Below are 12,360 nucleotides of genomic sequence, written 5' to 3'. Positions count from 1 at the left end.
AAGCACCTTTCATTCATTTTGTGTAGTAGTTTATTTTTCTAGAAATAGTGTATGTTCGTATCGTTTGTTTGTGAGGGAGGGGTAGTATCTTTATGTAATAAAAAATAGACTAACTATTGGGTAGTTAGCCTGGGGGGAGAATATTCAATTCTTATATAGTTATCCTAATAGCACCTCAAACAAAATTATTCATTTGAGGTGCTATTGATTATTTTCACATTTGGCCAGTTTTCTTTTAAGAGTGAAATGAATTTCTCCTCTTCTTGTGGTACGAAAGATGATACTGAGTCGAATAAATTATAATGAATTTCTATTTGCTGTCTTGTCCAATTTTCTGAACGAAGCTTTTTACCAGAGTATTTAATATGACGTATATTTTCAAATGGAATTTCAGTACGGAGTATGAAACCATGTTTAACAACAAGGGCAGATTCCGTTATTTTGTAATGAGAAAAATAGAAAGAAGAGAGATTCACGATATTTAAGAGCATCATGAGAGTGAAAAAAATAGAATTCTCATTTTGAAAGAATAGAGAAATGAAAAAAACAACTAAAAACAATGAGATTAAAATGATATGAAATGGATTTTTTTTCGCTTTAAATTTCAAGTAAATCACCTCGGTATATCAGTCATTAAAATAATTAAATCACAATATTGTAATGAAACATAAAAATATGCAACATTACATATTTTTACGTTTCATTATTCGTGTAAAATTTTTTTGATGGGGTAAATTCAAATGAAGTTTTTCAAAAGTGGAGTTGCATAAAATGATTTGCAGAAAAAGCATTAAAGTAATAGTCATAATTAGTTGGATGATGATGATTAGTGGTTGCTCAAATAGATTCGTTGAGGATGGAAATCGAAAACATATATTTGTACAAGCGAGTAAATTTTTAGTAGAGGTTGTTTATAAAATATATGAAAGGTAAAAGGTGTTTCCGTATATGGAAACACTTTTTTTATAGTTAAAATTGAATGCTGGAAGGATCTTGAATAGTAGTCATGTTTTGTTTCACATCCGATAATAATTAGTTTGTTACAATACATTCGCTTTTCGGTGTGATAAGTCCTATTTATCCCGCTATTTGTGGGCAGTAAAACTCCCACCTCAAAATTCAGGTGGGAGCCCTGCTGCCCGTAAACGCCGGATTGGTAAGGGCTATTAATCAGTGGGGGATGAACAAAACCCCTACTGATTAAAGTTGCGCTTTATTATAGGTAGACAAACATTTTTATAAAGGTTTATAAAATAGGTAAACGAAACATTGAAATGTTTACTTTTTATATGTTAAGATGATGAAGTGATAATAAACGTTATTGGAATTTGTTTGTTTTTAAATAAACATTTTGAAGGAGTGTTTAGTATGAGTGATATTTCAGAGAAGTTTTGGGATGCATCGGTAGAGGAATTGAAGAAAGGGTATGTATTTGACGAGGAAGCAGAGGAGTATGTTTGTTTAGCTTGTGGAGAAACGTTTATTAAAGGGGTTATTTATCAAGAAAATCAAGTTTTGTATGAAGCAGAGAAGTTTGTACAGTTGCATATTCAAAATGAGCATACATCTATGTTTGAATATTTATTAAATCTTGATAAAAAGTTTACAGGCTTAACTGATTTGCAAAAGAAAATGGTTCAGTTTTTCCATATGGGACTTAACGATAAAGAGATTGTAAAAGAAATGGATGGCGGGAGCACATCGACGATTCGCAATCATCGATTTACATTGCGCGAGAAAATGAAGCAAGCGAAAGTATTTTTAGCGTTAATGGAATTGTCAGAAGAAAAATCAAAAGTTCAAACTAAATTTGTACCGATTCATAGAACAGCTACGATGGTGGATGATAGATACAATATTACAGAGGAAGAAAATGCTGAAGTTTTAACAGCGCATTTTACAGAAGGTTTGGATGGACCGCTTTCTAAATTTCCGAAAAAGCAAAAGCGTAAATTGATTATATTACGTTATTTAGTGAAGAAATTTGATAGTAATAAAAAGTATACTGAAAAAGAAGTAAATACAGTTTTAAAAAATATATATCCGGATTTTGTAACTTTGAGAAGATATTTAATCGAATATGGTTTTTTAGATAGAACAGCTGATGGAAGCCAATATTGGGTGAAGTTATAAGAATGAAGAGAAGAAAATGAATAGATGCACATAATAAAAACAACTATACAAAGAGATAGAGGATTACAGATACGAAAAATATGTTAAAGTTCTATGATGAATTTGAAAATAGTGAGTGGAAGAGGCAATTACTTTGACGAGCAAACAGTATAGAAATGGTTGGAGTAATTACAATTATTTGAGCACGGATTTAACCGTGCAGATTTTAAATAAAAGGAGAAATGAAATTTGAAACCACCTACAGATAACAATAAAGAAGGTGTAGAGTCACAGAAGTCAGAAACGGAACATAAGCCGATATGGAAATCGATGTCCATGTTTTTAGTGCCGTTACTTTTAAGTAATGTATTACAGTCAGTTGGACAGTTATTTGGAATGGTAGTAGTAGGAAGATGGCTTGGCGTAAATGATCTAGCAGCTATATCGGCATTTTTTCCGTTATTTTTCCTACTCGTTTCATTTGTAATTGGAATTGGTTCTGGTAGTTCAATTTTAATTGGTCAGGCATTTGGTGCTAAAAATGAAGAACGTTTAAAAGCTATCGTTGGTACGACGCTTACGTTTACTTTTATTATCGGAGTCGTGTTGGCGATAATAGGTAGTATTTTTGCGATGGATATTATGCGCCTTATGGGAACGCCAGAAAACATTATTGGAATAAGTGTGCATTACGCAAGAATTTTATTTATATCTATGCCAGTATTATTTTTATATTTTGCATACACAACATTTATGAGAGGTACAGGAGATTCAAAAACGCCATTTTACTTTTTAATCGTAAGTACAGCGCTAAATATGATTTTATTACCAATTCTTATTTTTGGCTGGTTAGGAGCTCCGAAATTAGATGTTTACGGAGCAGCCTATGCTTCAGTTATATCTACAGTTATTACGTTTATTGTCATGCTAGTGTATTTAAAGAAGAAAAATCATCCACTACAATTAGACGGGACAGTAAGAAAATATCTTCGTATGGACTGGGAGTTATTAAAATTATTGTTACGCCTCGGTATTCCAGCGAGTATTAATATGATATTAGTTTCATTATCAGAGATCGCGGTAATCGCATTTGTAAATCGGTACGGTTCAGATGCAACAGCGGCGTATGGTGTTGTGAACCAAGTTGCAAGTTATGTACAAATGCCAGCAGTTAGCCTCGGCATTACCGTATCAATTTTTGCAGCGCAATCAATTGGTGCAAACCAATTTGATCGATTACAGAAAGTTGTTAAGGCCGGAATTATTATGAATTATATCATTGGTGGTGTATTAATATCGCTTATTTACTTATTCTCAAGAGATATTTTAGCACTATTTTTGACAAGTCAAACTACAATTGAAATTGCTCATAGCTTAGTCATGATTACATTATGGAGTTACTTAATTTTTGGTCATGCGCAAATTATTAGTGCCACAATGCGAGCAAGTGGTACTGTACTATGGCCAACTGTAATCAGTGTTGTATCAATTTGGCTTGTTGAAGTACCTGTGGCGTATTATCTTTCTTACCATACGAGTCTTGGTATAGAAGGGATATGGATTGGATATCCAGCGGCATTCATCGTCAGCTTAATATTACAGTATGCATATTATAAGCTTTCATGGCAGAAGAAACGAATTACACGATTAGTGAGTTAAAAGATGAAAATGTCCCTAAGTCATTATACTTAGGGACATTTTTTTATGAATGCTTATAAATAACTTTTTAAAGTTATGTCAAAATGTTGTCTAATGAGTTTTCCATTATTCATATAAAACTCCCAAGCTGTATCTGGCTCACCGATAATTTCAAATGAATCTTCTGTAATATATAAAGCGCAATTATCTTCTAATGCAATGCCCTCTATATTACCTTGGTGAGTTTGTAAAAACGTATGGAAGGCATTCATTCTATTTAATTGATTGTAATGGGGGCAAAACCTTTTGTTAACAATACTCCAGCCACTACTTTCTATATAACCAGAACCTTCATAATCTGAACGTATGCTAGATGTGAACCAGCACATAGCACCGGCACTATATCCTGCAATAAGTGTTCCACGTTTTAAAGCAAATAGTAACTTTTCATCTAGTTTATGTTCTTTCCATTGTTCAAGCATGTGAACGTAATTTCCACCGCCAAGGTAAATTAAATCGGCAGAATGAATCATCTCATCTATTTCATATTTAGTAGGTGTTTCGGTTGAAATGCGTAAAATTTGAACCTCACAATGTAATTGCTTTTCAAATGTTTCTAAAAATAACTTTATATATCCTTCATCATCACGACTAGCTGTAGGAATGAATAATACTTTTGGGTATTGTTTATTCGTTAATTCTATAAGTCGTTCATTAATATGCAAGTGATTTGGATCTTGTAAATCACCGCCACCAATGACAGCTAATTTCATAGTAAAGCACCACCTAATAATATTTGTTATGTAAAAATTCGATAGTGGGGAGTTACATTCCTTCTGTGATTTAATGAATAAGGGGAAATAAAGTGAACAATATATTGAAATAGCATAAGGAGTCGATAGCTGTGGATAGAAAGGAATTAGAAGCAGTTTATCCCGCTATTTGCGGGCAGTAAACTCCCGCCTCAAAATTCGATTGGAGCAAAGCAGTTAGGTGGGAGCCCTGCTGCCCGTAAACGCCCGATTGGTGTGGGCTAATAATCAATGGGGGATGAACACCCCCCATTGATTAAAGTTTCACTTTATTGATATATAATACTGGAAAATATTGTTTCAAAATATGGGAACAATATGTTTAAATGAATATAACGACGTACTAATGAATGTTGAAAGAGTATTTATATTTAAAAAGTACAGGGAATACCAAAAGTTTTACAAAAGTGTTTTTTACTTTTTATAGGAACTTATTTTATAATATAGTTAAATTATATTAATATATTTATTAGCGTAGACTAAAAAGAGGGAGCGTGAAAGAGTGGATTTTCGATTTGAGTTCGCAGCGAAGGTGAAAGAATATTTAGATGATGAAAAAGATGAAAAAATAATAAAAGATGGACACAGAGATATAATTTATAAATATTTATATCCGTTAGAGAGTGAAATTGGAATTTTTAAAAACCCTAACTTTACTTTTTTTGCATCAGGAAGACGTTCACATATAGTATTAGAAAATATTGAATTTAAAACAGAAGTAAACGTAGAAAGTAATATAATTGAAATTACAAAAATAGTGGATAATGTGGTGATTCCATTAGATACTATCGTAGCTAAAGATCGGGAATTATTTGCACTTGGGCATAATGAGAAATTTAGTGTGCAAATATTAGAATATTATCTCTATGATACATTTGGAGAGAAGTTAGGTTTACAATGAATCGAACGTGGTACAGATAACTAATTAGTGGAGATTAGGATTCATTTAAGTATCAGTTAATATCATTTATGTTTGACCTTCTATATATTTTATACTACAATCTGTAGTGTGAAAGGGGCCATACGATGTTTACTCAAAACTACAAGTTAAATGAGCAAGGGTTAAATCACTTTTTCGGACCGCTTGAAGCGAAAATAATGGAAATTGTTTGGGCTACTGAGGGTATTACCATTAAAGATGTGCAACAGAAATTAAGTGAAGAATCCCCGGTGAATTTTAATACTGTAATGACAGTTATGAACAGATTAGTAGAGAAAGCACATTTAGAAAAGCATATCGTGAAAAGAAGTGGTATGTATCGTACTACACAAACGAAGGAAGAATTTTTATCTAATCAAACGAAGAAAATGACACAGGAATTAATGGGTGAATTTGGAGATCTTGTTGTGAACCATATGATAGATGAGTTAGAACAAGCTGATCCATCTTTAATAAAAAAATTAGAAGAGAAATTAAGTCAGCTAAAAAAAGAGGACCGATAAAATGAAGTGGCAAATGCGTAAAATCGTTTTGTTAGCAGTGACTATTAGTGTGCTTTTTTTAAGCATGTTAGTATACTACGTTACATACCCATTTCTTTTTCAAAATAAAGCATTTTTCCTTTCGCAATTTTGTTTATTTGAATTACAAAAACATATGAGGGAACTATCAATACTTCGTATAATGATAGCCGGATTACTGTTATTTACTGTAATCATTATGAGTAAAAGAATTTGGAAGCAATTTTTTTATAGTAAAAGATTGAAAAGAAATCTCGTGTCTATTACTAGAAAAGGAAAGCAAGTGTACGTATTATCAACGTTACAGATTACGGCATTTACAATTGGATTATTTCGACCGAAAATTGTCATTTCAGAAGGAATGTTTCAGGCATTTTCTGAGGAAGAAATTGATGCGATTGTATTACATGAGGAATATCATCAAAAAAATCGAGATCCATTAAAGTTATTTTTCTTTACATTGTTAGCTGAGGGAATGATGTATATTCCTATATTAAAAGGGATGTTGCAGCGTTATCATGTATATCAAGAGCTATCAGCAGATAAATATGCGATGCAAAAAATGAAATCTTCATTTGAGCTAGGTAGTGCATTATTAAAGTTAATTAAAATAAAGACGATGCAAAATCAATGTATTACAGCGTCGTTTGCGAAAACCGCAATTAATTTACGAATTGAGCAAGTGTTGAATGAGAAAGTTGTTAAGCTGAATATACCATTACATACAAATTCAGTATATGTAACGTTAGGGCTATTTTGTATGTCGATTGTACTTATTGTCGGAGAGTGCATATAGCCTCTTTTTTTAATAATTAACACTACGCATCGTAGTGTGTTTAGGAGGGATAAAATGAATGCGGCGGATTTAACAATTTGGCTAGTAGTAGGGGCTGGGATACTTTCATTTATATCACCATGTTCTTTACCGCTATATCCATCTTATTTATCATATATTACAGGTGTGTCTATTCAAGATTTAAAAGAAAATCGTGGGATTATGCAAAAGTCAGCGATTATACATACAGTATTTTTTATGATCGGTTTCTCGGTTATATTTTATGCGTTAGGTTTATCGGTGAGCTGGATTGGGATTACTTTTTCATCTAATCAAAGATTGATTCAGCAAATTGGTGGGATTTTTATTGTTTTGATGGGGTTATTTATGACTGGATTGTTTCAGCCTAAGTGGCTTATGGCAGAGAAAAAAGTGCAGTATAGAAGTAAATCGACAGGATATATTCGCTCAGTTTTGGTCGGCATGACATATGCAGCAGGATGGACACCGTGTGTTGGTCCGATATTTTCTGCAGTGCTTATGCTCGGGGCGACCAATCCTGAAAGTGCGCTTCTTTATATTACGGCATATACTCTTGGCTTTGCAGTTCCGTTTTTCGTGATGGCATTTTTTATTGGAAAGGTAAAATGGATTGTTACTTATGCCAATGTCATGATGAAAATCGGCGGTGGAATGATGATTTTAACAGGGGTTTTATTATATACAAATCAAATGACGAAAATTACAGCGTTCTTTATTCGTCTATTCGGCGGATTTACGGGATTTTAGAAATGAGGAGGAAGAAAAGTGAAGAAACTAATTGCTATTATACTAGCTGGGGCACTAATTTGGGCAGGAGTTAACTTTTATAATACTAAGAAAGAAGAAAAAGAAAGAAAAGCGAAACAAGCGGAGTTACAAGAGAAGGAAGTATTACCACAAGTGGGATTTAAAGCACCAAACATAACATTAAAAGGATTGGACGGGAAGCTGTATTCGTTAAATGACGCAAAGGGAAAACCATATGTTATTAATTTTTGGGCATCATGGTGTGGCCCATGTGAAATGGAGGCTCCTGACCTAGTTCGTTTGTATGATAAATATAAAAAGGATGTTGAAATCTTTGCGGTAAATGCAACAATCGGGGATCCAGTACAAGAAGCGAGCGCATTCGCAGATCGCCACGGATTTAAATTTCCTGTTCTATTAGATATGGACGGAGTAGCTGGATTAGATTATAAAGTATTCTCTTTACCAACGACATTTTTTGTTAATAAAGATGGAATTATTGTAGATCAGGCACGAGGTGTATTACCTCCAGATCAATTAGAAGAGAAGTTTAAGAAAATAATTGAGAATTAAGAGGGGATTTCATAGTGATGGAATGGATGGTGAGGTTACAACCCGTTTCTCTTATAATAGGAAGTCTATTTGGATTTACTCTGATGAAATTCAGGATGAAAAAGCAAAATATTCAATATGAAAAGATGATGGATGCAGTAACGAATGCTTTTCTCATCATTGTATTAGTATGGAAATTCGCACCGGCAATTTTAAATCCGGTATGGGCCATTGGGGCGCCGGTGCAAGCATTATTAGCTGTAGGAAGTATTCAACATATTATAGTAGGTCTTATTATTGCTAGTATATACATTGTTTGGAAAAGTAAAAAGGAGCAATTTTCTCTTCGAATTTTACTTGATACATTACCCTTTGGACTATGTATGAGTATTATCTTTTATTTTCTATTCCATCAAGAAGTGGGTATACAAACGACACTCCCATGGGGGATGAAAATATATGAATCAAAATTTTTGTATCATCCTATTTTCATGTATGAGATTATACTCGCACTCGGTATAATTGGCTCGTTATGGATTAAAAATGAAAGAGTAGGGAATGGAAAGAATATAAGCTTTTTTCTAATTTGCGAGGGAATTGCTCATATCATTATTTCGCTTATTAGTGAACAAAATTCAGTTCTATTTGGTCTTTCAATACAGCAAATACTCAGTTTTTGTGTTATTAGTTTAGGGATTTTATTAGTACCAAAAAAATAAAAATAGCCATGTACGGAGGGCATCCATGCATGGCTATTTTTTTATCATCACATGAATTAAAAAATCGGCGGAGTAACAGAGAATAAAACAATCGCATTTTTCTCGAATTGATTTACCCATTTATGTTTTAAATAAGCTGGTATTTTTACACTATCACCAGTTTCTAATGTGTATTCTTCTTCATTTAAGTGCAATGTGATTTTTCCGTCTAATACAAATGCTAATTCTTCTCCTTTATGTTCTAGCACATTTTCTGATGAAGCAGTCTTCGGTGGGATAGTCATAATTGCTGTGGCTAAATTTCCTGTGAAATTAGGTGATAACAATTCATATGATAAATTATCGATAATCATTTTTTTTCTTTTATTAGAACGCACTATTAGATCGTCTGTATTATTTTCTTCAAGTAAAAAACTAAATGTTGGAACATCAAGAGCTTTTGCGAGTACCTTTAATGTTTGAATGGAAGGGTTAGCGGAACCACGTTCAATTTGACTAAGCATTGATGGTGTGATTTCGGCCATTTTTGCTAGTTCTTTACTAGTTAATCCTTTTTCTTTTCTGTGTTTTTCAATTTTTTTTCCGATATCTATATTTTCCATAATAAATGCTCCTTAATGATTATTAAATTATATTTAAATAAATTAAATTAAAATTAACTAAAACTGAATTTCATGTTAAACTATATTAAAATTAATTATAATTTATTATATGGCTAGCTACAAGAATATGAGGAGGAAGAGAAATGAAGGGGATAGAGGCATTAAAAGAGCGATACCCACTATTAAACAACCTTATTGCAACGGAAGAAGTATTTTGGATGAATCCGAATACAGAAAAGTATGAAACGGCTATAAAGGGTTCGCCGCTAAATGAAGAAAATGTAAAAGATGCGGAAGAGAGATTAAAGCGCTTCGCACCATATATTGCGAAAGTTTTTCCAGAAACGAAAGAAACGAGCGGAATTATAGAATCTCCTTTAGTAAAAATACCTTCTATGAAACAATCTTTAGAGAAAAATTACGAGCAACCTATATGGGGAGAATTATTATTAAAGTGTGATAGTCATCTTCCAATATCGGGATCAATAAAGGCAAGAGGCGGCATTTATGAAGTGTTGAAACATGCAGAGCAACTGGCACTTCAGCATGGGATGTTAACAGAGAAAGATGATTATTCAATTTTAGATAGTGATAGATTTAGAGTTTTTTTTGCGAAGTATTCAATTGCAGTAGGTTCGACAGGAAACTTAGGACTGAGCATTGGGATTATGAGTGCAAAACTAGGATTTAATGTAACTGTTCATATGTCAGCAGATGCGAAACAATGGAAAAAAGATTTATTAAGAAGTAAAGGTGTAAATGTTATTGAATATGAAGCGGATTATAGTAAAGCAGTAGAAGAAGGAAGACTGCAAGCAGATGCAGATCCTAGCTGTTATTTTGTTGATGATGAAAACTCGCATGATTTATTTTTAGGATACGCAGTAGCAGCGTCGCGTTTACAAAAACAATTAGAAGAGTTAGAGATTGTAGTAGATGAAGAACACCCTTTATTCGTTTATCTTCCGTGCGGAGTCGGCGGGGGACCTGGCGGAGTAGCATTCGGCTTAAAGTTATTGTATAAAGACAATGTGCATTGTTTCTTTGCTGAGCCTACGCACTCTCCATGTATGTTACTCGGTTTAATGACGGGGCTTCACGATAAAATCGCCGTTCAAGATATCGGGATTGATAATGTAACTGATGCGGATGGACTTGCGGTAGGAAGACCATCCGGATTTGTCGGTAAAACGATGGAACCATTTTTGAGTGGGAATTACACAGTAAGTGATGAAGAGTTATATAGATTATTAAAAGAACTGGCTGATACTGAAAATATTTATTTAGAGCCTTCTGCGTTAGCGGGTATGATAGGGCCGTTGAATGTATGTAAAGTTGAAAATGAGTATTTACAAAAATATCAGTTAGCAGAAAAGGTAAAGAAAGGTACACATATTGTGTGGGGAACTGGTGGTAGTATGGTTCCAGAAGATGTGATGAGCGGGTATTATAAAATAGGTGTGGAATTAATGTTAAAATAAAAATGGGGCTATTTACAGCCTCATTTTTTTCATGTACATAAAATTCTTTGTTATTTTCGCACTAGTTCTTTATAGTATAGATATAAAGGATTGCTAATATCGAATAAATATAATAAAAAAGCTTTATTTTACATAATAAGAGGATGTGTATACGATGTCATTACAGACTAAATATATAGCGGGTATTTCGCTTGGGGTTATGGGCGTAGGTTTTGCGGCTTCAATCCCTTTTCAAGGAACGGTAGCTGGGGAGATCATTCAAGGGGGATTTGAAGCTGGGTTAGTTGGTGGACTTGCGGATTGGTTTGCGGTTACAGCTTTATTCCGTCATCCGTTAGGAATCCCAATTCCGCATACAGCATTATTACCAAAAAATCGTAAGCGGGTAACAAAGGGACTCGTTTCCACGTTAGAAAATGAATGGCTGACGAAAGAAAGTATTACAAGTAAAGTAAAAGAAATACAGCTAGCACAAATGGTACTGCAAATTGCTGAGAAAGAGTTACAGTCTGACGCTGTGAAAAAAGGAATTGTAACAATTGCTGAGAAAGCGATTCTTCAAATAGATACAGAAAAATTAGCCGTTATTATTGAAAAAGAATTAAAAACGTATTTGCATACAATTAACACAAGTAACATATTACAAGTTCTCGTGGATCAATTAGTAGTGCAAGAATATGATGAAAAAACACTTGATTACATATTAGTAAAAGTGAAAGATTGGACGGCTCAAGATGAAGCACGTTATCAGCTCGGAAGCTTAGGTATGAAGGCGATGGAAAACATAAAAGTAGATGGATTCCTGCAGTTTACTTTGAAATCATTTATGAATATTGTAGATGAAGATAAAATTGGCGGCATTTTGCAGAAGTTTATCATTAGCAATATTAACAGCTTGCAAGATGCTGATAATAGCACAAGACAACTTATATTAGCGAAGATTCGTCAAGAAATTATAAATGTAAAGGAAAATGAAAATGAATCTTTATTACAGGAATTAGAGAATTGGAAAGAAAAATGGATTGCAAATTGGGATGCTACAGACAAAATAAAAGAAATGCTAGAGCAAGTACAAAATAGGGCAGTTAACTTTGTACAAAATGAAGAGTTTGCTGATAAGTACCTTGTTCCATTTTTAAAAACACAAATGAATAAGGTAAAAGAGGATGCAAGTACCGTTCAAAAAATAGAAGATTGGTTACAAAAACAAGTTGTCATTTTTGTTGAAAAAAATCATTCAAAAATTGGAAAACTTGTGCAAGAAAACCTTGATAAGTTAGATGATAAAACATTAATCGAAATGATTGAAAATAATGTCGGTAAAGATTTGCAGTGGATTCGTGTGAACGGGGCTGTTTGTGGTTTTATGATTGGATTAGTTTTAGAAGGAATAAAAGCGATTATATGAGAAAAACCTTC

General features: G+C 33.3%; 14 protein-coding genes. 11 read left to right on the top strand and 3 right to left on the bottom strand.

Annotation, left to right across the window (positions count from 1 at the left end):
• Nucleotides 1-185: 185 nt before the first annotated feature.
• Entirely contained in the window at nt 186-608 is a 423-nt protein-coding gene (locus MKX77_RS15525) for a PH domain-containing protein (RefSeq protein WP_341307162.1), read from the bottom strand.
• 163 nt (nt 609-771) lie between these two features.
• On the opposite strand from MKX77_RS15525, the gene MKX77_RS15520 reads away from it, so the two are divergent.
• From MKX77_RS15520 to MKX77_RS15510, 3 genes are all read left to right on the top strand, one after another.
• Nucleotides 772-933, top strand: coding sequence for a hypothetical protein (locus MKX77_RS15520; protein ID WP_341307161.1), 162 nt, complete (start codon nt 772-774; stop codon nt 931-933).
• Nucleotides 934-1,368: 435 nt separating this feature from the next.
• Nucleotides 1,369-2,133 (top strand): DUF2087 domain-containing protein, encoded by a 765-nt coding sequence (locus MKX77_RS15515; protein WP_341307160.1) that lies wholly within the window; start codon nt 1,369-1,371, stop codon nt 2,131-2,133.
• A gap of 228 nt (nt 2,134-2,361) precedes the next feature.
• Nucleotides 2,362-3,771, top strand: a complete 1,410-nt coding sequence (locus MKX77_RS15510) for an MATE family efflux transporter (RefSeq protein WP_341307159.1) — start codon at nt 2,362-2,364, stop codon at nt 3,769-3,771.
• Nucleotides 3,772-3,824: 53 nt separating this feature from the next.
• Here the strand turns inward: MKX77_RS15510 and MKX77_RS15505 are convergent, their stop codons facing one another.
• Nucleotides 3,825-4,523, bottom strand: coding sequence for a peptidase E (locus MKX77_RS15505; RefSeq protein WP_341307158.1), 699 nt, complete (start codon nt 4,521-4,523; stop codon nt 3,825-3,827).
• A gap of 541 nt (nt 4,524-5,064) precedes the next feature.
• Between MKX77_RS15505 and MKX77_RS15500 the strand changes: the two genes are divergently transcribed.
• The 6 genes from MKX77_RS15500 to MKX77_RS15475 all read left to right on the top strand — a co-directional run bounded on the left by MKX77_RS15500 (nt 5,065) and on the right by MKX77_RS15475 (nt 8,858).
• Nucleotides 5,065-5,463 (top strand): DUF3942 family protein, encoded by a 399-nt coding sequence (locus MKX77_RS15500; protein ID WP_341307157.1) that lies wholly within the window; start codon nt 5,065-5,067, stop codon nt 5,461-5,463.
• A gap of 125 nt (nt 5,464-5,588) precedes the next feature.
• Nucleotides 5,589-6,005, top strand: a complete 417-nt coding sequence (locus tag MKX77_RS15495) for a BlaI/MecI/CopY family transcriptional regulator (RefSeq protein ID WP_078175715.1) — start codon at nt 5,589-5,591, stop codon at nt 6,003-6,005.
• A 1-nt stretch (nt 6,006) separates the two neighbouring features.
• Entirely contained in the window at nt 6,007-6,819 is an 813-nt protein-coding gene (locus tag MKX77_RS15490) for a M56 family metallopeptidase (RefSeq protein WP_341307156.1), read from the top strand.
• A 54-nt stretch (nt 6,820-6,873) separates the two neighbouring features.
• Nucleotides 6,874-7,587, top strand: coding sequence for a cytochrome c-type biogenesis protein CcdA (gene ccdA, locus MKX77_RS15485; RefSeq protein WP_002064714.1), 714 nt, complete (start codon nt 6,874-6,876; stop codon nt 7,585-7,587).
• A gap of 18 nt (nt 7,588-7,605) precedes the next feature.
• Nucleotides 7,606-8,160, top strand: coding sequence for a TlpA family protein disulfide reductase (locus MKX77_RS15480; RefSeq protein WP_002200976.1), 555 nt, complete (start codon nt 7,606-7,608; stop codon nt 8,158-8,160).
• Between the two features lie 14 nt (nt 8,161-8,174).
• Entirely contained in the window at nt 8,175-8,858 is a 684-nt protein-coding gene (locus MKX77_RS15475) for a prolipoprotein diacylglyceryl transferase family protein (RefSeq protein WP_341307155.1), read from the top strand.
• A 56-nt stretch (nt 8,859-8,914) separates the two neighbouring features.
• On the opposite strand, the gene MKX77_RS15470 is transcribed toward MKX77_RS15475, so the two are convergent.
• Complete coding sequence (locus MKX77_RS15470; protein WP_341307154.1) at nt 8,915-9,460, bottom strand: helix-turn-helix domain-containing protein; 546 nt, start codon at nt 9,458-9,460, stop codon at nt 8,915-8,917.
• Nucleotides 9,461-9,603: 143 nt separating this feature from the next.
• Here MKX77_RS15470 and MKX77_RS15465 point away from each other — a divergent pair, with 143 nt between their 5' ends.
• Both MKX77_RS15465 and MKX77_RS15460 read left to right on the top strand, forming a co-directional pair.
• A complete protein-coding gene (locus tag MKX77_RS15465; RefSeq protein ID WP_341307153.1) occupies nt 9,604-10,941 on the top strand; it encodes a D-serine ammonia-lyase in 1,338 nt (445 codons plus the stop codon).
• 154 nt (nt 10,942-11,095) lie between these two features.
• Nucleotides 11,096-12,349 (top strand): DUF445 domain-containing protein, encoded by a 1,254-nt coding sequence (locus MKX77_RS15460; RefSeq protein ID WP_341307152.1) that lies wholly within the window; start codon nt 11,096-11,098, stop codon nt 12,347-12,349.
• Nucleotides 12,350-12,360 lie beyond the last annotated feature (11 nt).

The organism is Bacillus sp. FSL R9-9410 (assembly GCF_038050385.1).
Lineage (GTDB): Bacteria > Bacillota > Bacilli > Bacillales > Bacillaceae_G > Bacillus_A > Bacillus_A cereus_U.
This window is presented reverse-complemented; position numbering and strand designations above follow the sequence as displayed.

What these genes read in the sequence shown, in the direction of transcription:
- MKX77_RS15460 (WP_341307152.1), top strand. Translation starts at nt 11,096, where the DNA reads ATGTCATTACAGACTAAATATATAGCGGGTATTTCGCTTGGGGTTATG.
- ccdA (WP_002064714.1), top strand. Translation starts at nt 6,874, where the DNA reads ATGAATGCGGCGGATTTAACAATTTGGCTAGTAGTAGGGGCTGGGATA.
- MKX77_RS15465 (WP_341307153.1), top strand. Translation starts at nt 9,604, where the DNA reads ATGAAGGGGATAGAGGCATTAAAAGAGCGATACCCACTATTAAACAAC.
- MKX77_RS15470 (WP_341307154.1), bottom strand. Translation starts at nt 9,460, where the DNA reads ATGGAAAATATAGATATCGGAAAAAAAATTGAAAAACACAGAAAAGAA.
- MKX77_RS15520 (WP_341307161.1), top strand. Translation starts at nt 772, where the DNA reads ATGATTTGCAGAAAAAGCATTAAAGTAATAGTCATAATTAGTTGGATG.
- MKX77_RS15495 (WP_078175715.1), top strand. Translation starts at nt 5,589, where the DNA reads ATGTTTACTCAAAACTACAAGTTAAATGAGCAAGGGTTAAATCACTTT.
- MKX77_RS15490 (WP_341307156.1), top strand. Translation starts at nt 6,007, where the DNA reads ATGAAGTGGCAAATGCGTAAAATCGTTTTGTTAGCAGTGACTATTAGT.
- MKX77_RS15515 (WP_341307160.1), top strand. Translation starts at nt 1,369, where the DNA reads ATGAGTGATATTTCAGAGAAGTTTTGGGATGCATCGGTAGAGGAATTG.
- MKX77_RS15505 (WP_341307158.1), bottom strand. Translation starts at nt 4,523, where the DNA reads ATGAAATTAGCTGTCATTGGTGGCGGTGATTTACAAGATCCAAATCAC.